The organism is Salibacterium salarium (assembly GCF_030813635.1).
In the GTDB taxonomy this organism is placed as follows: domain Bacteria; phylum Bacillota; class Bacilli; order Bacillales; family Marinococcaceae; genus Salibacterium; species Salibacterium salarium.
Genome location: NZ_JAUSUM010000002.1, coordinates 95,791 through 116,992, shown reverse-complemented (window position 1 = coordinate 116,992; position 21,202 = coordinate 95,791). Strand labels below are relative to the sequence as shown.

Below are 21,202 nucleotides of genomic sequence, written 5' to 3'. Positions count from 1 at the left end.
TACATATTCCAGAAAAGGAATGTTATGAAATAAAAACGGAGTGGAGGATTCATATGAAACCAAAACAAGACAAAGCAGAAGCGGATATTACAACTCAACATAAAAACCCCTATGAAACCGTAAAAGACTTGTTAAAAGATTCTATTACCGCACTGAATATGGATGAAAATATTTATCACCTTTTAAAAAAGCCAATGAGAGTACTTGAAGTATCTATTCCTATACGCATGGACAACGGAGATATTCGTCATTTTACAGGATTTCGTTCCCAGCATCTTGATATTCTCGGTCCAACCAAAGGTGGCATCCGCTTTCATCCAGAAGTGAACGTGGATGAGGTAAAAGCTTTATCTATTTGGATGTCTTTAAAATCTGCTATCCTAGATCTCCCTCTCGGTGGTGGTAAAGGCGGTGTCATCGTTGATCCCGAAGATTTGTCAGAGCGGGAGTTGGAAACATTAAGCCGCGCCTATATTCAAATGATTACGCCTATCATCGGTCCACAAAAAGATATCCCGGCGCCGGATGTGAATACAAACCCGGAGGTAATGGGCTGGATGATTGACGAATACGACAAGTTAAGAGGTTATAATATTCCCGGCATGCTCACAGGAAAACCGATTATTATAGGTGGTTCAGAAGGAAGACTTTCTGCCACAGGCCGCGGAGTCGTTTTCACTATCCGTGAAGCAGCTAAAGTTCTAGGAATGGATTTAAGCAAAGCTACTGCTGCCTTACAAGGATTTGGGAATGTCGGGAGTATGACCGCAAAGTTTTTATATGAATTAGGTGTAAAAATAGTAGGAATTACAGATGCGTCGGGAGGCATTTATAGAGAAGATGGGTTCCAAATACCTGAATTGTTAGCCTTCGTTCGAGAAGGAGGGACACTTAGCGAATACACAGAAGCTGAAACTCTTAACAATGAAGAGTTATTCGGCTTACCTGTTGATATTTTTATTCCAGCCGCAGTCGAAAACCAAATTACTAAAAACACAGCCCCCGCCATTCAAGCAAAAATTGTCGCCGAAGCTGCAAACGGGCCTACTACTCCTGAAGGAGATAAAATTTTAGAAGAAAAAGATGTATTCGTTATTCCAGATATTTTATGTAATGCGGGTGGTGTTACGGTCTCTTATTTCGAATGGGTTCAAAATGCGATGAACTTCTATTGGAAAGAAGAAGAAGTCAATCAAAAGCTGGAAGAACGGATGGTGGAAGGTTTTCGCAATGTATTCGAATTAAGAGAACAAAAACAGATACGTATGCGTAAAGCAGCTTATTCCGTCGGTATAAAACACATTGTCAAAGCATTTGAGGCGAGAGGTCGAATTAAAGATTCCGATTTAACTTCTTGATATACAAAAACATTTATATTCTAGAACGTTAAAAATCCTGATTATTACATCAGGATTTTTGTTTGGACTTTATTAGCATGATCACTGTTTTAACTTTACACCTATAAATTTTATCTCCGTCATATCTTCAAGGGCATACTTTACTCCTTCTTTGCCGATTCCGCTTTGTTTTACGCCGCCATAAGGGTGATTATCTTGGCGGTACGTAGAAATCTCGTTAATCCAAACCCCGCCAATTTCTAATTGGTTCGCTACCCGTATCGCTCTGTCTATATCTTTTGTAAAAACACCGGCTTGCAGGCCGTAAATAGAGTCGTTGGCAGAAGCAATCACTTCCTCTTCGGTATCAAAAGGAATAACAGAGGCTATCGGAGCAAACACTTCTTCGGCAATGATTTTCATGTTGGATTCTACATTGGTCATAATGGTTGGTGTTAGCATCGTTCCGTATTGTTTACCGCCAGTCTGAATCACCGCTCCTTTTTCAACCGCATCATCAATCCAAAGCTTCGCACGTTCTGCTTCTTCCTCATTAATCATAGGACCAATATCTGTTTCTTCCTTGGCAGGATTTCCTAGCTTTAAATCTTCTGTTTGTTTCACGTACTCTTCTAGAAACCTTTCATATATATTACGTTGCACATAAATACGCTGTGCAGAAATACAAACTTGACCCGAAAATGCAAAGGCTCCTTTCACTAAAGCTGTCACCGTTTGCTCTACATCCGTATCTTCAAACAAAATATTTGGAGAATTCGATCCTAATTCAAGGGTTACCTTTTTAAACCCTGCCGATTCCCGAATTTTTCTACCAACCGGCAAACTCCCGGTAAATGTGATTTTGTGGACATTTTCATGGGAAACAAGTGGTTCTCCTGTTTCTTCACCCGTTCCTATCAGAAGGTTTAATGCTCCATCTGGAAGACCGGCTTCTTGAAATAGTTGCACTAGCTTATAAGCAGATAATGGCGTTTTTTCCGCAGGCTTGAAAACAACAGTATTCCCGGCAGCTATTGCAGGCGCAATTTTGTGGAGGGATAAATTTAATGGGAAATTGAATGGAGTAATCGCGCCAACAACTCCTAAAGGTTCTCTTTTTACCAAACCGATTTTATTTTCGCCTCCAACAGCAGCATCCATTGGAATAATTTCTCCGGTAATGTGCTTGGCTAGTTCTGAAGCAAATCGGAGTACCTGAATGGAACGTTTCACTTCTTCACGGCTGAATCTAATTGGCTTCCCTGATTCATCCATAATTGTTTTTGCAAATTCTTCGATGTTTTCTTCCATACGATTGGCTGTTTTTCGTAAAATATCTCCACGTTCGTGAGCGGCCATACGTTTCATCGTGGAGTGAAACGTATGGTAGCTATTATTTACACCATCATCAAGATCTTCCTTTTTCGCAAGGGCCAGTTCTATGATTGTTTCTTGATTATACGGGCTTTTTACCTCCATGGTATGACGATCATTTTCATTTCGCTCTTTCCCATTGATAATAGAACCAATTCTCATCTTTTTCCTCCTTTCTTAACATAAAATATCTCCTAGTTTTTCGGTTAATTTCATATTTTCACCATAGTCCACCGGACAATCAATCAAGACTGGTTTATTCATCGTTATTGCTTTTTCTAAGGAAGGTTTCAACTCGTCTGCTCCCTCTATTTCAATAGCTTCAAAACCGAAAGATTTTGCCAAATTTGCAAAATCAGGATTCCCAAATGAAATGTAGGACGTCCGGTTAAAATTTCGCCGTTGGTGCCATTCGATTAATCCATATCCTTCATCTCTCCATAATAAGATGATTATCGGCAGATTTAATCGTTTCGCTGTTTCGAGTTCTGCACCTGTCATCAAAAAGCTTCCATCTCCACAAACGGCCACCACCGAACGTTCGGGATAAACCATTTTCGCACCAATTGCCCCAGGAACAGCTATCCCCATCGAGGCGAGTCCATTTGAGATAAGACACGTGTTCGGCTCGTACGTATGATACATGCGTGCCATCCACATTTTATGGGCCCCGACATCTGATATAACGATATCGTCTTCCTTTAACACAGAACGCAAATCGGAAATAATTTTTTGTGGTTTGACTGGAAAACTATTATCGTGTTGAAAAGGTTCTAACTCATCGAGCGCCTGCTTGCGTACATCTGTTACCCACCCATTATCTCGTGTTGCATCAGGCAAAAATTCTGTTAGCTTTTTTAGATTACCGTTAATATTTCCGACTAGTTGTATTGCAACTGGATAATGAGAATCCGTTTCAGCTTCTTGAGTATCAATGTGTAAGACGGAAGTTTGGCCTTCTGGATTCCAATTTTCTGGAGGATATTCTGCCATATCAAACCCTATCGCAATAATCAAATCTGCCTGTTTAAACCCGCAAGTTATATAATCGTTTCCACTCAATCCCGCCGTCAGCAAGCTAAGCTCATGTTTCCAGGACAATGCTCCTTTTCCCATAAACGAATGCACAACGGGAATTTTTGTTTTATCAACAAAGTCCCTGACCTTTTCCGAGGCTCTTCCTCTAGAGATACCATTTCCAGCTAAAATCAATGGATGCTTTGCTGCTTTTATACGGTTAACTGCGGTTTGCATCATACTGTGACTTGCTACTGATAAGGAAGGAGGAGCAATATCAAGTGGAGAGCTTTCCACTTCCATACTCGCAATATCTTCAGGAAGATCAATGTGAGTGGCGCCGGGTTTATCCTGAACGGCTACCTGCGCTGCCTTACGCACCACTTCCGGAACAATTTCCGCTGTTTTTATTTGTGTATTCCATTTCGTTACAGGTTTAAACATCGAAACAATATCATAATACTGATGAGAAATCTTATGTTGGCGATTTACCCCCGCTTGTCCCGTTATCGCAATTAGTGGGTTCAAGTCCATATTAGAATTTGCCACCCCAGTTAATAAATTCGTTGCACCAGGTCCAAGCGTTGCCAAACAAGCCGCTGGTTTCCCAGTGAGCCTTCCATAGGTTCCAGCCATAAATGCTGCCCCTGTTTCATGCCTTGTTACTACGAATTCAATGCTTGAATCAAGCAGTGCATCCATAATATCAATATTCTCTTCTCCCGGAACACCAAACATATATTCTACACCTTCATGTTCCAGACATTTAATCAATAGTTCCGCAACTTTCATTTAGAAACACCCTTTTTTTTAAGTTCTGTATTTATTTTCTGTATAAATATCTTTTTTAAACATAGACGAAAAAATTAACGGATTCGAAGCGGATTTCATTTTCTTCTATGAAATTTTTAGTATAATAGGAGAGCAATAAACAAAGAATGGAGGGACAACCTTGAATCGAGAAGATTTAATCGCGCCAACTATATATAATATTACGAACGATTTAGAGGCGTTTGCTGATGAAGACGATCGAATCGCCATCCGCTGGTTGAGTGACAAAGGAGAAAGACGGGAAGTTACTTACGCTGAACTTATCCAAAAGACGAATCAGTACGCTAATGCCCTTTTAACCAATGGTATTAATAAAGGGGATCGGGTATTGCTTGTGTTTCCAAGACTGCCAGAAGCATACATGATTCATCTTGCTTGCTTAAAGGCTGGAATTGTCGCTGTTCCATGCTCAGAAATGCTGCGTGCCAAAGACTTGACCTACCGTATCCACCATGCCGAAGCAAAAGGCATCGTTGCATACCACACGGCCACTTCAGAAACAGACAGTATAGCTGAGTCGATTCCAACTCTTGAAAAGAAATTTATTATCGGAGGGGAAAAAGATGACTGGGAAGCATTTGAAGATATAGCGGATCGCCAGTCAGAAATATTTCAAGGTGAAAAAACGCACCGGGACGACATCGCTTTTCTTTCCTACACGTCCGGAACGACCGGACATCCAAAAGGTGTTGTACATACGCATGGATGGGCTTATGCGCACGTACGAACAGCAGCTAAAGAATGGCTCGACGTCCGTCAGAAGGATGTCGTTTGGGCTACAGCTGCACCGGGTTGGCAAAAATGGATCTGGAGTCCCCTTTTATCAACTATTACACTTGGAGCAACGGCTTTTGTGTATCACGGAAAGTTTGATCCACATACGTATTTAACGTTATTAGATGAAGAGAATGTAAATGCTCTTTGCTGCACACCAACCGAGTACCGCCTGATGTCAAAAGTAGAAAATCTTTTCACTTACGACTTACGTTCACTCCGTAGCACCGTTTCAGCCGGAGAACCTTTAAACCGTCAAGTTATTGAGACGTTTAAAGAAGCGTTTAATGCAGACGTACGAGACGGATACGGACAAACAGAAAATACACTGCTTGTCGGCACTTTAACTGGAATGGAGATTAAACCAGGTTCTATGGGAAAACCAACACCTGGAAATATTGTAGAAATTATTGATGAAGACGCAAATCCAGTCGATATTGGAGAAGCTGGTGATATCGCGGTCCATAAAGACTGCCCTGCCCTTTTTAAAGAATATTATAAAGAGCCAGAGCGCACGTCGGCAACGTTCCGTGGGGATTGGTATTTAACAGGAGACCGAGCATCTAAAGATAAAGACGGATATTTTTGGTTTGAAGGTCGCAGCGATGACATCATCGTAAGTTCTGGTTATACGATTGGTCCATTCGAAGTGGAAGATGCTTTAAATCATCATGAAGCCGTAAAAGAATGTGCCGTTGTGGCTAGTCCTGATGAAATACGCGGCAATGTCGTCAAAGCTTTTGTTGTTTTAAAAGAAAAACCAGTTCGAAATGAGGAAGAATCTCTAAAAAAAGAATTGCAGGATCATACGAAAGCTTTAACAGCGCCTTATAAATATCCACGCCGTATCCAATTCATCGAAGAACTTCCAAAAACGAATACGGGCAAAATTAGAAGAATTGATCTTCGTCAAAACGACCCGGACCGCCTTGACTAATACAGCAAAAGCAACCCATGTCACTGAATAACAGTGCAGGGTTGCTTTTTATATACACCTTTTCAAGAAAAGTACAGCGCCCTGAATCCCCGAACAGCTAGGTACTTGCACTAACATGCAAGACTTCAAATAAATGCTTCCTATCTTTTAAAGTAAGAAACAATTTCCAATTATGGACGTGATGACATCGTTTCTATCCAGCTGGAAAAATCATCTAAAGATTGTTGAAGAGCTGATTTTGTATCTTCATCAGTCAACGTTCCCGCATCGTCGACTTTTTTATTCACCTGACCAATATAAAGTTCTGGCTGTTGCAGAACAAGTGCTCCTGCTGCAGCAAGAGACTGTTTCACTTGAGCTTGAGAAAAAGCAGCACCCAATTTAGCTGGCGAAGCCCCTAAAACAAATGCAGGCTTTCCATCCATCACATTTTCATTTGTCATACTCGAAGCCCAATCCAATGCATTTTTTAAAACACCAGGCATACCGTGGCTGTACTCCGGTGTCACAATCAAAAGTCCGTCCGCTTCCCGAATCGCCTCTTTAAAATCTTCCACTGCTTCAGGGTCCCCGTTCACCTCGATATCCGCATTAAAAAGGGGTATGTGTTTTAAATTAAAAATAGATACATCCATATCCTCACGCTGTTCTTGTGCCATTGCTCTCAATAGGACGCGGTTATAAGAATCTTTACGTAAACTTCCCGATATTCCTACTACTTTCCGTTTTCGATTTGACATCCTACCTTTCACATCCTTCTATGAAAATTTTTATGTTACAATAGTTTCCACTCTGCTATACTCATATTTATTTTTTTAGTAGCTTGGGAGTACACTTACTTTTATCTGCACAGACAAGTCTGTCTACTACATGAATAAATTATACATACATTGTAGGTAAGAGACTAGTGCAGGTAACAAAATGGGAGGGAATTTCGTTGAATGTTCAAGAGATATTAGGGACTGTTAATGATTTTGTATGGGGACCACCTTTTCTTATTTTACTAGTAGGTACTGGTATATTTCTAACGTTTCGTTTAACTTTTTTACAATTTTCCATGCTTCCTTATGCGTTAAAACTTGTTTTTTCAAAGAAGCAGGATAAATCAGCGGAAGGGGATATTTCTCACTTCCAATCACTAATGACAGCTCTTGCCGCAACGGTTGGAACCGGCAATATTGCTGGTGTAGCAACAGCTGTTGTGATTGGAGGTCCCGGAGCTGTTTTATGGATGTGGGTATCTGCATTATTTGGGATGGCTACAAAATATGCCGAAGCTATTCTGGCAGTGAAATATCGAATAAAGGATGAACGCGGAGAAATGGCCGGTGGTCCTATGTATTACATTGAAAAAGGCCTAGGGTGGAAATGGTTAGCTGTTATCTTTGCCATTTTCGCTGCTGTTGCTTCTTTCGGAATCGGAAATACCGTTCAATCTAACTCTGTAGCCGAAGTATTGCAAGAAAACTGGAGCTTTCCAGAATGGGGTACTGGCCTAATATTAATGTTGCTAGTTGGAATGGTTATCCTAGGCGGGATTAAGTCAATAGGACGGGTTGTGTCGTACGTGGTTCCTGTTATGGCTGTTTTATACGTACTGGGAGGTATTGCCGTACTTATTTTAAACGTTGACCTTATTCCATCTGCGGTCGGATTAATTTTCACAGATGCATTTACAGGTCAAGCTGTAGCAGGTGGTGCGATAGGTGCTGTCATTCAAATGGGGGTAGCCCGCGGGGTGTTCTCTAATGAAGCAGGTCTTGGGTCCGCTCCAATCGCAGCCGCTTCAGCGAAAACGGATTATCCAGGAAGACAGGCACTAGTATCTATGACACAAGTATTCATTGATACGATTGTAATTTGTTCCATCACTGGTATCTCCCTTGTTATGGGGGAACTATACATCGATGCAAACTCGGATGTCGAAGGCGCTGCACTAACATCTGCCACATTCGAAATGTTTCTCGGTCCTGTGGGGGCTTTGATTGTATCAATCGGTCTAATTTTCTTTTGTTACTCAACTATGCTCGGGTGGTCCTACTACGGAGAACGTTGTATATACTACTTGACGAAAAAACCTTCGTCTATTTTTATTTATCGCGTTATCTTTATCGCTGCGATTTTTGCAGGAGCGATGTTAAATCTTGAAACAGTATGGTCTATTGCTGATATTATGAATGGACTAATGGCGGCTCCAAATTTGATCGGCTTGCTTGGCCTGTCAGGTATTGTTGTTGCGGAGACAACACATTTTATAAAAGTAAAACGAGAAGAAGAAAAATCCACTTAAAACAAACGGAAGACTTCGCTGAATGTTGGGAAGTCTTCCGTTTACATTTAACTTTTCACTTCAATAGCCCAATTTTCTTCCATTTCAATAAATCAGCTATTACGCTACAGCTGCACTTCGTGGTCTATTTTTTCGCCGCGTAACCCTTGTAAAATATGATTAGCGGTCATTTCAGCCATTTTCCAGCGTGTCTGTTTACTAGCACTCCCGATATGAGGAAGCGCTGTAACACTAGCCAGGGACATAAGTGGATGATCAGCACGAATTGGTTCGTTTTCAAACACATCCAGCCCAGCACCTTGAATTTCGCCATTCTTTAACGCTTCATATAAGGCATTTTCATCAACAATAGCTCCCCGCGATGTATTAATAAAAATAGCGCTGTTTTTCATTTTTTGAAATGCTTGTCTATTTATTAGGTGGTGCGTTTCTTCGGTATAAGGGGTTTGTACACATATGTAATCCGATGTTTTGAGCAATTCATCCATATCCACGTATCTTGCGCCTATCGCCTTTTCCGTTTCTGGCTTACGTGATCGATTATGATAAACAATATCCATATCAAAGCCAATGCCACGTTTTGCAACAAGCTCTCCAATCCGTCCCATACCGATTACACCAAGTCTTGCATGATGAATATCCTTACCCGTTAAAAAGAAAGGCGCCCATGCTCCCCATTCATTATTTCTAATAACATCGATTCCTTCCGGTATTCTTCTTGCCGTGGCCATTAATAGTGTAAAAGTAAGATCCGCCGTTGTTTCGGACAAAACATCCGGAGTATGGGCAACACGTATATTTCTGTCCTTCGCTGCTTTCACGTCAATATTGTTATAACCTACTGCCATTGTAGCAATAACCTTCAACTGTTTTGCTTGATCTAGCATGGATGCATCGATCGTATCAGATACATTACAAAAGACCGCATCCGCATTTTTACATTCTTCTTCTAATCGTGACGTAGGAGGCGGTGTTTCCTCTTTCCCCCACATTGAAACGACACATTCGGTTTCCAATATGTTTACAATGTCATCTGGAAGTTTACGCGTTAAAAAAACATAAGGTTTGCTCAACTTTCGATTCCACCTTTTTCAATTTATTATAGCATACGAAAACATGCCATTCCATTTTGGAACGGCATGTGAATCACACTATAGTTTAAATTTGCTGACTTCTTCTTGTAAGTCTTGTGCCATAGTACTTAATTCTTCAGATGAGCTTGATATTTCTTCCATCGCAGACAACTGTTCTTTCGTTCCAGCTACAACGTTTTGAGCACTATCGGCATTGGTTTCGGCGACTTGACTCATTTCCTCTACTGCCGTTGTTACTTGAGTGGAATTAGCATGCATTTGTTTAGAAATATCCGATACATTTTGAACCTGACTTCCAACTTCCTGTATAGAAGTACGTATCGTTTGAAAGGCGGTACCTGCTCGTTCAATGACGTCAACACCTTCACTCGCCTCTGTTTGACCTTCGGACATTTTTTCAACCGCTCGTTTTGTTTCTTGCTGTATTCCCTCAATTAATTGAGTAATCTTGTTAGCTGATTGATTTGACTCTTCAGCAAGTTTTCGAACTTCATCGGCAACCACGGCAAAACCTTTCCCGTGTTCCCCTGCACGAGCAGCTTCAATTGCAGCATTTAATGCCAGCAAATTCGTTTGCTCTGAAATACTCGTAATGGTTTCAATAATTGTACCGATTTCCGTTGAACGTTCTCCGAGCTGTTTGACAATGTCGGCGCTATCTTGCACTTGCGTATTAATGATCCCCATTTGTTCTGAAGAATGGACAATTTCTTTATTACCATTTGCTGCTGCTTCTTCGGTTTCCTTCACTTTTTTTGCTACATTTGCTGAAGCTTCTGTAACTTTTTCAATGTTAATAGAAAGTTGCTGCATTAAGGATAAACTTTCGGTTGACCGCTCTCTCGTTGATTCAGTCGAATGAGAGACGTCTTGAATGGTTGTCGCAATCTCATTTGTTGATGCAGATGTTTCTTCTGAGCTTGCAGAAAGCTGTTCAGATGTTGCTGCAACACGTTCTGCCGCTGTTCTTGTTTTGCCAAGAATCGTTCGCAGGTTATCAGCCATATCATTGAAATTCACGGCTAACTGCCCAACTTCATCTTTACTTTTCACGTTCATATTCTCTACCATCAAATCACCATCGGATAATTGTCTTGCCTTTTCAGATAAGGTTTTTACCGGTTTAGAAATTCGATTTGAAAGAACAACTGCTATAATAAACCCAACGACAGTTATACCGATACCTGCAACAATACTAATGACAACAAGGCTGTCACCTTGACTACTTACTTGGTCGGTATGAGAGTCTACTGCCGCTTGTTCTTCTTCAATAAGAGAATTTAATTCATTTTTTATTTCTGTTCCAAGCGGAGAAATATCTGACCTCAAGGCGTCTTCTGCATTTATACGGTTCCCCTCATCATATTCAGCAAACACGTCATCCTCTACTTGTACTCTCCAATCAACCGAAGTATTGACGATGTCATTTAACCGCTGATCGTCGACATAAGACAACAGATTTTCTTCGATTTTTGAAGAATTCTCCGTATAAGTCGCAAACTCTTCTTTGTATTGATTGTTTCCAGTTAACACATAAGCATTCGCCAGTGACTGCCGTTCCGCAATATTATAAGCTAAGTCTTCAAAAGCAGAAATTGTCTCCATATCCTCTTCCACAACTGTTTCTATTTCGCTATTCATGTCATTCATTAATACATATATGACGCCAGTAAAAATTAACAGCAAGCCAAGAATAACTGAAAAGGCTCCTATTAATTTCGCACGAATAGACTTCACTCACATCTACCTCTTCCTGAATTGTTTGTTTTATAAAAAATAAATAAGTCTTTTTTCTTACCTATTGTTATATCGACACGTGTTTTGAATTGTTTACATCATGAGTCTTTTTTCACAGCTAATAAATATTTTTTGTGAAATGCTAATCGAAGCTTTTCTTTCCTTCATTTTTTTTCTATCCTATAGGAAGAAGGTTTTTTCGACGCTTCCGTCGAATTGTGTAATGTGAGAATTATGCGTTTATAGAAAATGAAGCAGGAGGATTTCAAATGGACTACAGAATCGAAAAAGATACTCTCGGAGAAATGCAAGTCCCTGCCGATAAACATTGGGGGGCACAAACCCAGCGAAGTATAGAGAATTTTAAGATTGGCAAAGAAACAATGCCAATGGAAGTTGTTTATGCGTTTGCAATATTAAAAAAATCTGCTGCACTGGCTAATAAACGCCTAGAAAACATTGAACCAGAAAAAGCAGACGCAATTTCTAAAGCGGCTGATGAGGTCATTGACGGCAAACTCGACGATCATTTTCCACTTGTGGTTTGGCAAACAGGAAGTGGCACCCAATCGAACATGAACATGAATGAGGTGCTTGCACGGCGCGGTTCTGAGATTTTAAAAGAAAACGGCAGTGACTTATCTATTCATCCCAACGATGACGTCAACCGTTCGCAAAGCTCAAATGATACATTCCCTACTGCCATGCATATCGCAGCTGTTGAAAAAGTAGAAAATGATGTAATCCCAGCTATAAATACGTTAAAAAATACATTTGCTGAGAAAAAACAAGCGTTTGAAGATGTTATTAAAATCGGACGCACTCATTTGCAGGATGCAACTCCTCTCACACTTGGACAAGAAATTAGTGGATGGCACCGGATGCTTGAAAAAAGCATGGAAATGATTCAAGAAAGTATTCACCATGTGAAAGACTTAGCTATTGGAGGTACGGCAGTTGGTACCGGCATTAATGCCCATCCCAAATTCGGTGATTTCGTCGCAGAAGAAATCAGCAGCGTAACCGGTAAAACATTCCGCTCTGCTCCAAACAAGTTTCATTCACTAACTAGTCACGATGAAATCAGCTATGCCCATGGATCGTTAAAAGGATTAGCTGCTGACCTAATGAAGATTGCAAATGATGTGCGTTGGCTTGCGAGCGGTCCTCGTTCCGGAATTGGTGAAATTACAATTCCCGCCAATGAACCAGGTAGTTCGATTATGCCAGGGAAAGTGAATCCCACTCAGGCTGAAGCAATGACAATGGCAGCTACGCAAATTATGGGTAATGATGCGACCATCGGTTTTGCTGCGAGTCAAGGTAACTTTGAGTTAAATGTATTCAAACCTGTGATTGTGTACAACTTCTTACAATCTTCTTATTTGCTCGCAGATGCGATGCATTCCTTTAATGATAAATGTGCCGTAGGTATCGAACCTAATCAAGAAAAAATTGACGAGCTTTTGCGTAACTCCTTGATGCTTGTTACTGCATTGAACCCGCATATTGGATACGAAAATGCCGCTAAAATTGCTAAAACGGCTCATGAAAAAGGCCAAACCTTAAAAGAAGCTGTGTTGGAAAGCGGTCTGTTAACGGAAGAACAGTTTCATGAAATCGTTGATCCATCAAAAATGGTTTCTCCAAAAGAATAAATAATAAAAAAGCAGCCGTAATAAGTAAACACCCCAAAAGTCAGATTTTACTCTACTTATTGGGAGAGCACCACATTACGGCTGCTTTTTAATTTGTTGAAGACAAAAAAGATAATTCTTCTCTGCTTGTTCCAAAAGATTATCGGCGATATCTGCCATCCCAGATACCTGTTCACGTTTCCATTATCCACCGTTAGAGCTACATCTATGACTCATCATATGTATAACGAACAACGTATTTATTTGTTTTTAGTTTGCGAATCTCGACAAACGGTCCTATTTCATACCCGTTGCTCCAATTATCTTCAAGCTTTGCTTTCAAGCAACCCGCTTGAAATTTAGACCGAAACGTTTCTTTCCAGTATATCCAGCGTGGTTTCGTTGCCATCGCTATCATCCTACTCCTTTTTATAATGTTTTCCCTTATTTTATCCAATTTTTGATAAAAAATCATCTTTTACATAAAAGAGACTCTTAAAACGAAAGAGCCTCTTCTTTATCTAATCATTTTCTAACTATTCCATTAACCAATTAATTCTTCATCTTCACGCTTTTTAATTTTATCATTTGTCCGGCTCTCGTCTCTATCTCTCGTACGGTGAGCTAACCGCGCAGACGCATTAGACGCAATACTTGCTACTAAGTCATCTAAAAACGTATGCACCTCATTTTCTTTTTCATCAAGTTCCTTTATGACACCGTGTTTTTCTTTATCTAAATATCCAAACGTCGTAACAGCTATACTACCGAAGCCAAACACGGAACCAAGGGCGATTGTTTCATCAACACCAAACAACCCTTCATCCGTATCAACGAGCGTTTGTAATGGCTCTGACAGTTGATTTTTTTCGGCTAGTTTATCCAATTCAATGCCAACCAGTACAGCGTGTTGAATTTCACGTTTACACAGCACAGCATCTGCACTTTCTATGCAATCATCCATCATTAAATTCGGGGCATATTTCGCTTGCATCTCATAGACAATCTCTGCAATATCTTTTATTTTCACGCCTCTTTCCTCTAGAGCCTCTCGAGCAGCTTTTTCTACTACATCACTAGCTACAGGTTTTTTCATCATCGACTCCCCCTTCTTTCTATTTTATCATATGCATGTCGTTTTCGTTAGATATCGGCGTATATACAATATTTATTGATAAACCGTTTGTAGACGTGTTATGCTCTTTATCGTATAACCGTCTTGAAAGGAAGTTAAACGTCGTGAACGGAACAATAAAAAAACTGACATTTCACAGCAAAATATTACATCACACTTTCGATCTTCACGTCTACCTTCCTCCTCATTACAGCCATTTGTATACATACCATATCGCCATCACACAAGATGGACGCGATTACTTTCAATTCGGTAAAATCGGCCGAAAAATCGAAGCCATATATGAGGAAGGTGCCGAAGATACGATTGTCGTTGGTATTCCCTATCCTTCTGTCCAGCAAAGAAGAAAGTGGTATCACCCTGACAGTGCAGACAGCAAATCTTATATACAATTTCTAGTAAAAGAATTATTGCCCTTTTTAGAGGACACTTTCAATACGTCCAATCTTCCTTATGGACGAACATTAATGGGAGACTCTCTTGGCGCCACCATTTCATTCCTTGCTGCGCTTAAGTATCCCCATTCGTTTGCAAGGCTCATTATGCACTCTCCATTTGTAAACGACACAGTATTACACGCCGCACAGCGAACCAATGTATGGAGAAGTTTTGAAATGTATCATACGGTTGGTACGGAAGAAACACGTGTCGAAACGACCGATGGCAACATTCGAGACTTTCTAGAACCAAACCGTACATTACACGAACTGTTACAAAAAGGGTGCGATCGTTACCATTACCACGAGTTCAAAGGCGGCCATCTTTGGAAGTACTGGGAAAAGGATTTGCCAGATGCCCTTCGTTTCATGTTTACCAATGACGCTGGAAAGGAGAGTTAATTATGGTTCAAGTACAAGAAGTTCTTCATCAACAACAAAAAAATGATGCGTTTTATGTAAGATTTGAGGTTTTTGTTAAAGAACAAAACGTTCCCGAAAGTTTGGAAATCGATGAACACGATGAAACTGCCATTCATTTTATCGCATACGACAGAAATACACCGGTTGGGGCTGGACGTCTACGTTTTGTTGATGATTACGGAAAAGTTGAACGGATTTGTGTGATAGCTTCATCACGTCATACTGGGGCCGGCCAACATATTATGCAAGCTATTGAAAAGAAGTCGTTACATAAAGGATATAGCGCTATGAAATTAAATGCACAAAACAGTGCAGCTGGTTTCTATGAAAAATTAGGATATACGGTTACTTCTGATGAATTTATGGATGCAGGCATTCCTCATGTCGAAATGAAAAAAAACCTTTCCACATCTACCAATTCCTCTTCATGGTTTCACTAATACTTTTCCACGAAAAAAGCTTCAGGAAAAAATCCTGAAGCTTTTTTCTATTTTATACGTCGACATCAAATTGACGTCCTTTACCGTATAATGTTTGTTCTATTTCTCTTCGTTTAGTCATGACATCCATTTCTTGTTCGTGTCGATAGGCATTTCGCTCATCTTCCTCTCGAACAGGAGGAAACAGCGTAGCTGGAATCTTATCAACCTTTGCAATCGCTGGTTCATTTTCTACCATACGGTTACCATAGTTCAGTGCAGCTTCGTTGTTTACTGGTGCAATATATCCCATTATATCACCTCATTCATACGTTTGAAAAAACGCTCAACAATGCAGGAAATAGCTGGACTTAATATATGTATACCCTTTTTTAATATTTTCAACCCTATTTTAAAAAAATTTTTTTATCCTTCTGCGCCCATTTCTTCCTTCTTTGGTTATTATTTAACACCATTTTGAGCCTATGGTTATATGATGATAAGGAAAAGAGAGCTAAAGGAGTGAATAACATGGGTTGCAGAAAACATGATGAAGAATCTGGAAGCTGCGTTTGTGACGCGGTTACCGCTATAAAAAAAGCGCAGGATGAGGTCGATAACAATGGTCGCGGGGATTGCAGAAACAATTGTTTCAACAGTTTATTAAGCCCTAACGGAAACAATAATGGCTTAGATACTGTTCCGTTTATCCTTCAAACCAAAAAAGGTGAATACTTTTATTCTGTCGGTGCCATCGGCAGAAATGATTGTTTTCAAACAATATTCTTTCGGGTGGAAAGTGTAGATGAAGATAATTGCTGCGCTACCTTGTCAATGCTACGTCCAGACAGTGACCTAGACTTTGATAAGTGTTGCGTAGATCCGACCTCCATTTGTGATGTCGATGAGTTAGAACGTACTAGATATTGTATTGAAGTAGATCTTGATTGCTTCTGCTCGATTCAATGTTTAGATCCAAATCTCGTTGGCGATATCGACCACCACTGTAAATAAAAAATTTGTAAAAGGCAACAAAAAACGGGATTACTCCCGTTTTTGTTGCTTTTTTTATTTATAAACTAACGATGTACATTTCTGTTATCTCACTTTCCTTAAAAGTTTTATTGGTTAAATTGCGTCTGTCCTTTATTATAATTTCTCCATTATCAGCTTGAATTAAAGTGCCTTGAACATACTGATGCTTTGTTTCACAAGCAATAATTGGTTGAATATAATGAGGGAGAGATTCTATATATTCTAACATTTCTTTAACCGTTCGTTTAGAAGAAACACGTGTGAATGAATGATCATCAGCAGTATTTTCCTCAACTTCCTCTTCCATGTTAGTTGAAACATCATCCTTCTTTTCTTCGTTTGTCTCAAGATTAATTTGTTCAGATTGACGTTTCTTTGCTTTCTTTTCTTTGCGTAACGAAGATCTTTTTCGCGTGTCTTCTCCTATTTTTTTGCGAATAGAAACCGTTTGTCCTTGATCAAATAATGGTGATAAGTTGGGTTGTTCAATATAATACAATGGCTGTGCCTGTTGGTTTGGCTGTTGTTCTTGTTCCATTCTATTATCCCTCCTCTACTAAACAAGTCAGTTCTGTTGCATTATATGCGTTTACTTATGGTTCATTCCAATTCACCTGCAAATTTTTCGTATGGACGCATAGATATAGAATACAACTGGTGTTCAAGAAATGAGGGATATTATGCTTTGGATTTTATTCATCGGGAACATATGGCTTCTCGTTATGCTTTATATATTCTTACTCGACATGAAAGATACTACATCATCTTTTGTTTCTCATACGTTGAACGTAATAACGACCCCGGTTCCGTTATTTGCGTTGTGCAATGGTCTTTTATTGACGCATATGTATGTAGGAGTATTTATAGAAACGAGTATAGCATCTGCTGCACTTGGGATGGGAGGCGGTCTTATGCTTGGCAGTCTCTATGATAGAGATGGTGCAGTAGTTGGTATTAGCAACGGTTTTTTAGCAGGGATAATGGCGCCAATACTAGGAGAAATATCAGGACGCTCCTCGCTCATACTCTTTTTTTCTCAATTCATTTTTTTCATGGTGCTCTTTTACTTTCGTTTTCGCGCCCAAAAACAACAAGGCCCTGACCCTATATAAGGTCAGAACCTTGCATGATTCCGTTTCGTTCTAACAAACGTAAGCGGACCCAACGATAACGAGCAATATGAACAATACAACGATGAGTGTAAAACTGTTTCCATACCCGTAGGACATTTGCTATTCCTCCCTTTCTAAGGAAGATTGAGAGATATGCTTCTCACCATAGCTATATGCGAAGAAATGCAAAGCGTTCTTGCTCGCTGCTCAAAACAGGCATTTACCTAAATAACAACACTTCATAATAAAGTACTTTCACATACTTATATTTTATAAAGATTGACAGTATAAAAAATCCCCAGGTAAGGAAACTTTCTTACCTGGGGATTTTTTATTGAATCTTAGCAACGGTTGCTTCTTCTTTTGTGACCGTTTCTTTTTTCTGCAAGGTCATAGACTGATCTTGCGATAAATTTGTAAATACAATTGGTGTTATAGTTGATTTTGCCTTTTCTTCAATAAGAGTAAGATCTGCTGAAACAAGCGGTTGTCCTTGTTTCACGTTGTCCCCTTCTTCTACATGCACCTCAAAGCCTTCTCCTTGCATATTTACAGTGTCGAGACCAATATGAACAAGAACTTCAAGACCTTCTTCCGTCTTTATTCCTACTGCATGTTTTGTAGGGAATACATTATTAATGGTTCCGTTAACTGGCGAAACAAATTCTCCATCTGTCGGTTTCATAGCAAAACCGTCTCCCATCATTTTACCAGCAAAAACATCATCTGGTACATCTTCGATGGAAATAACTTCTCCATTTACAACGCTTCCTACTGAAAGTGGAGATTCTGCATCTATTTTCACTGCTGGTTCCGCTTCTTTTTTCGGATCGAGTTCCGGTGTCCCTTCTGCAGGTGCTGCGGGAGCTCGTCCTTCTATAATGTCTTGCATCTGCGATTTAATTGCGTCAGACCTTGGTCCAAAAATGGCTTGGATATTTTGTCCGACTTCCATCACACCAGATGCACCTAATTGTTTCAAGCGAGCTTTGTCCACTTCTTCTTTGTTGTTAACGGTAATACGTAAACGCGTAATACAAGCATCAAGATTTTTCAAGTTCTCTTTACCGCCAAATGCCTCGAGCACATTGTAAGGTAACTCTCCAGCATTAGTCGAAGAGCTGTCTGGTGTTTCTTCAGCATCATCTTCACGACCCGGAGTCATTAAGTTAAATTTCGTAATCGCAAATCGGAATCCAAAGTAGTAAATAACTGAGAAACATAGCCCTACTGGAATAACGAGCCACCATGGTGTCGCATTCGGTATAATACCAAACAGGAAGTAGTCAATGACACCACCTGAGAACGTCATCCCGATTTTGACATCTAATAAGTGCATCGTCATAAACGATAAACCTGCAAAAATTGTATGGATACCAAACAATACCGGTGCCACAAACAAGAAACTGAATTCAAGTGGCTCTGTAATTCCCGTTAAAAACGATGTTAGGGCAGCTGAACCCATAATACCGGCCACATACTTTTTCTTAGCCGGCTTAGCGCAGTGATAAATAGCAAGCGCTGCTGCCGGAAGACCAAACATCATGAAAGGAAATTTTCCTGTCATAAACGTTCCAGCTGTGAATTCTTCTACGCCATCTGCATATTGAGCGAAAAAGATTTGTTGATCCCCCGTGATGGTTTCTCCAGCTGCGTTAACATACGTACCAAATTCGTACCAAAATGGATTATAGAATACGTGATGCAAACCAAATGGAATTAATGCACGTTCAATGATACCAAAAATAAATACGGAGAGTGTCGTATTCGATTCTGTCACCAAGTACGACATACTATTTAATAATTCCTGAACAGGAGGCCAGATAAATGTCAAAATACCTCCGACAATCAATCCACCAAACGCTGTTGCTATCGGAACAAAACGTTTCCCCGCAAAGAATCCTAAATACTGTGGCAATTCAATATTATAATAGCGATTGTACATGAAGGCACCGAGTATACCGGCAATAATACCTCCAAACACCCCTGTTTGCAGGGTAGGCACCCCTAAAATTGATGCATAAGCCGGGTTATCTGCTGTCATGTCCATGTCTACACCTTCGGCAACACCCATCGTTACGTTAATAATAAAGAACCCGATGAGGGCGGCTAGACCGGCAACTCCGTCATTGTTAGCAAGCCCTAATGCAACACCTACTGCAAATAATACAGCTAGGTTATCAAATACAACATTCCCCGCTTCTTTCATCAATTCAGAAACGAAGACAAAAACATCCGCTTCAAGAAACGGCATAATATCAACCATGTTATCTTCCTGAATAGCCGTCCCAAACGCTAACAGCAAACCTGCAGCAGGAAGAAGCGCAACGGGTAGCATAAGTGCACGCCCGATTCGTTGAAGCAAACCAAATAACTTTTTCCACATGTGAAGTCCTCCTTTTTTTATAGTGTCTGATGCAAACGCATAAATAAAACGACAAACATAAAAAGGCATGAGAGAAAAGGGTTCACTGAACTAAAACAGGGTTAAAGGTATACTACACCTGTTTTGTAGCTAGAGAACCAATCTATTTTCTCTCATGCCTGCATGACCAGTAACACAAAAATGCGATTGGTATTATTTATATGTTTGTCTTGAAAGCCTTTGCAAATGGAGTGTTAAATATACTCCTTCGCTTTCTGGTACAGGCTTTCTTAATGACTGTTGCATCATCTTAATCAACTTCCACGACAAATTGTAACACAGCGGATATTCATTTTTCAACACATTTTTTAAAGTTTCTGGTTCATCACCATAATCCCCATTTTTTATGCGTTCTAACGCTTGATGAAGATGGCGCAACAAGCGCTGATGATCTAAGTCTTTGGTGTCCATAGAAATATCCAGCGTCTCTTCAATCCGTTTGACAAGTTCCGACACTAAAATGGTATGTTCATTTAATTCTTTAATAGATCTTCGGGTTAACGCTGTATGAATGTGAAGTGCTACAAATCCCGTTTCCCCTTCCGGCATCGTTGTACCGGTACATTTTTCTACATGTAATAAAAGATCTTTCGCCGCTTGATACTCAGCAGGATAAGCAAGTTCTGTCTCATGTAAAAACGGGTTACGAATATCCAAGCCTTGTTTCTTTCGATGAACAGCATAGAATAAATGATCCGTTAGTGCTACGTGAATATGTTCGTGTAATTTAACCTGAAAACGATTTTCGAGCATGGCCATGCACTCGTTCATGCAACCAATAAAAGCCTCATCCACTTGGATGAGCAGTTGTTTATACTGCTCTTGTTCCTTAGGATTTTTTAAAACAAAGAATTTCTCCGCTCCGCTTTCATCAACCGGCGCACCTTCTTCTTTCCCAAATCCTAGGCCCTTTCCTGTGAGAACAACTTCTTCGTAATCAGGATGGTGGGCAATAATGACATTGTTGTTCAGCACTTTTTTTACTTTCATAAACCAACCCATCTTCCTATTATATTCGTTTAACCATCTTACCTGCGTTTTAGTTTATCGTCAACTGGGACATATTGTCTACTCTTTAGTTATTATTTTTGCGAAGGGGGTGTTTTTTTTCACAATAAAAACAGTCCACTTCCTGCAAAAGTGAACTGTTTTACCTTCTCCCATGACAAATATCTTAGATCAATTCAT

Annotated in this window: 20 protein-coding genes; 8 read left to right on the top strand and 12 right to left on the bottom strand. The window is 40.0% G+C overall.

The genetic code is table 11. From position 1 onward, the window contains the following. Positions 1-53: 53 nt before the first annotated feature. Complete coding sequence (locus tag J2S78_RS06330) at positions 54-1,358, top strand: Glu/Leu/Phe/Val family dehydrogenase (protein WP_306897148.1); 1,305 nt, start codon at positions 54-56, stop codon at positions 1,356-1,358. A gap of 81 nt (positions 1,359-1,439) precedes the next feature. On the opposite strand, the gene J2S78_RS06325 is transcribed toward J2S78_RS06330, so the two are convergent. Next, entirely contained in the window at positions 1,440-2,873 is a 1,434-nt protein-coding gene (locus J2S78_RS06325; protein WP_306897146.1) for an aldehyde dehydrogenase family protein, read from the bottom strand. Between the two features lie 15 nt (positions 2,874-2,888). Further along, positions 2,889-4,520 (bottom strand): acetolactate synthase large subunit, encoded by a 1,632-nt coding sequence (locus J2S78_RS06320; protein ID WP_306897144.1) that lies wholly within the window; start codon positions 4,518-4,520, stop codon positions 2,889-2,891. A 160-nt stretch (positions 4,521-4,680) separates the two neighbouring features. Between J2S78_RS06320 and mbcS the strand changes: the two genes are divergently transcribed. Continuing rightward, on the top strand, positions 4,681-6,270 hold the full coding sequence (gene mbcS, locus J2S78_RS06315; protein WP_306897142.1) for an acyl-CoA synthetase MbcS: 1,590 nt from the start codon (positions 4,681-4,683) through the stop codon (positions 6,268-6,270). Between the two features lie 170 nt (positions 6,271-6,440). On the opposite strand, the gene J2S78_RS06310 is transcribed toward mbcS, so the two are convergent. Beyond that, entirely contained in the window at positions 6,441-7,010 is a 570-nt protein-coding gene (locus tag J2S78_RS06310; protein WP_306897140.1) for an NADPH-dependent FMN reductase, read from the bottom strand. Positions 7,011-7,207: 197 nt separating this feature from the next. Between J2S78_RS06310 and J2S78_RS06305 the strand changes: the two genes are divergently transcribed. Next, the gene (locus tag J2S78_RS06305; protein WP_306897137.1) at positions 7,208-8,560 is read left to right on the top strand and encodes an alanine/glycine:cation symporter family protein; all 1,353 of its coding nucleotides are present in this window, start codon (positions 7,208-7,210) and stop codon (positions 8,558-8,560) included. 104 nt (positions 8,561-8,664) lie between these two features. Here the strand turns inward: J2S78_RS06305 and J2S78_RS06300 are convergent, their stop codons facing one another. Both J2S78_RS06300 and J2S78_RS06295 read right to left on the bottom strand, forming a co-directional pair. Beyond that, a complete protein-coding gene (locus J2S78_RS06300) occupies positions 8,665-9,633 on the bottom strand; it encodes a 2-hydroxyacid dehydrogenase (RefSeq protein WP_306897135.1) in 969 nt (322 codons plus the stop codon). A gap of 78 nt (positions 9,634-9,711) precedes the next feature. After that, complete coding sequence (locus tag J2S78_RS06295) at positions 9,712-11,391, bottom strand: methyl-accepting chemotaxis protein (RefSeq protein ID WP_306897132.1); 1,680 nt, start codon at positions 11,389-11,391, stop codon at positions 9,712-9,714. Between the two features lie 269 nt (positions 11,392-11,660). Here J2S78_RS06295 and fumC point away from each other — a divergent pair, with 269 nt between their 5' ends. Next, entirely contained in the window at positions 11,661-13,049 is a 1,389-nt protein-coding gene (gene fumC / locus J2S78_RS06290; protein WP_306897131.1) for a class II fumarate hydratase, read from the top strand. A gap of 205 nt (positions 13,050-13,254) precedes the next feature. Here fumC and J2S78_RS06285 read toward each other — a convergent pair whose 3' ends face one another. Then, complete coding sequence (locus J2S78_RS06285) at positions 13,255-13,437, bottom strand: hypothetical protein (RefSeq protein WP_125559751.1); 183 nt, start codon at positions 13,435-13,437, stop codon at positions 13,255-13,257. Between the two features lie 135 nt (positions 13,438-13,572). Beyond that, complete coding sequence (locus J2S78_RS06280; protein WP_306898733.1) at positions 13,573-14,124, bottom strand: phosphatidylglycerophosphatase A family protein; 552 nt, start codon at positions 14,122-14,124, stop codon at positions 13,573-13,575. Positions 14,125-14,267: 143 nt separating this feature from the next. Here J2S78_RS06280 and J2S78_RS06275 point away from each other — a divergent pair, with 143 nt between their 5' ends. Together J2S78_RS06275 and J2S78_RS06270 are read left to right on the top strand one after the other, a co-directional pair. Beyond that, positions 14,268-15,002, top strand: a complete 735-nt coding sequence (locus J2S78_RS06275; RefSeq protein ID WP_306897129.1) for an alpha/beta hydrolase — start codon at positions 14,268-14,270, stop codon at positions 15,000-15,002. A gap of 2 nt (positions 15,003-15,004) precedes the next feature. Then, complete coding sequence (locus tag J2S78_RS06270; RefSeq protein WP_306897127.1) at positions 15,005-15,463, top strand: GNAT family N-acetyltransferase; 459 nt, start codon at positions 15,005-15,007, stop codon at positions 15,461-15,463. A gap of 52 nt (positions 15,464-15,515) precedes the next feature. Here the strand turns inward: J2S78_RS06270 and J2S78_RS06265 are convergent, their stop codons facing one another. Beyond that, positions 15,516-15,755 carry a hypothetical protein gene (locus J2S78_RS06265; RefSeq protein WP_306897126.1) on the bottom strand — a complete coding sequence of 80 codons (240 nt, stop codon included), beginning with the start codon at positions 15,753-15,755 and terminating at the stop codon, positions 15,516-15,518. A 218-nt stretch (positions 15,756-15,973) separates the two neighbouring features. Between J2S78_RS06265 and J2S78_RS06260 the strand changes: the two genes are divergently transcribed. Continuing rightward, positions 15,974-16,456 (top strand): CotY/CotZ family spore coat protein, encoded by a 483-nt coding sequence (locus tag J2S78_RS06260; protein WP_306897124.1) that lies wholly within the window; start codon positions 15,974-15,976, stop codon positions 16,454-16,456. A gap of 58 nt (positions 16,457-16,514) precedes the next feature. On the opposite strand, the gene J2S78_RS06255 is transcribed toward J2S78_RS06260, so the two are convergent. After that, positions 16,515-17,015: a hypothetical protein gene (locus J2S78_RS06255; RefSeq protein WP_306897122.1), complete on the bottom strand. Its 501-nt coding sequence runs from the start codon at positions 17,013-17,015 to the stop codon at positions 16,515-16,517. A gap of 142 nt (positions 17,016-17,157) precedes the next feature. Between J2S78_RS06255 and J2S78_RS06250 the strand changes: the two genes are divergently transcribed. Further along, positions 17,158-17,589, top strand: coding sequence for a hypothetical protein (locus tag J2S78_RS06250; protein WP_306897120.1), 432 nt, complete (start codon positions 17,158-17,160; stop codon positions 17,587-17,589). A gap of 30 nt (positions 17,590-17,619) precedes the next feature. Here J2S78_RS06250 and J2S78_RS06245 read toward each other — a convergent pair whose 3' ends face one another. From J2S78_RS06245 to glcT, 3 genes are all read right to left on the bottom strand, one after another. Then, positions 17,620-17,706, bottom strand: coding sequence for a YjcZ family sporulation protein (locus tag J2S78_RS06245; protein WP_125559891.1), 87 nt, complete (start codon positions 17,704-17,706; stop codon positions 17,620-17,622). A gap of 214 nt (positions 17,707-17,920) precedes the next feature. Beyond that, the gene (ptsG, locus tag J2S78_RS06240) at positions 17,921-19,975 is read right to left on the bottom strand and encodes a glucose-specific PTS transporter subunit IIBC (RefSeq protein ID WP_306897118.1); all 2,055 of its coding nucleotides are present in this window, start codon (positions 19,973-19,975) and stop codon (positions 17,921-17,923) included. A 192-nt stretch (positions 19,976-20,167) separates the two neighbouring features. Then, the gene (gene glcT / locus J2S78_RS06235) at positions 20,168-21,004 is read right to left on the bottom strand and encodes a glucose PTS transporter transcription antiterminator GlcT (protein WP_306897116.1); all 837 of its coding nucleotides are present in this window, start codon (positions 21,002-21,004) and stop codon (positions 20,168-20,170) included. Positions 21,005-21,202 lie beyond the last annotated feature (198 nt).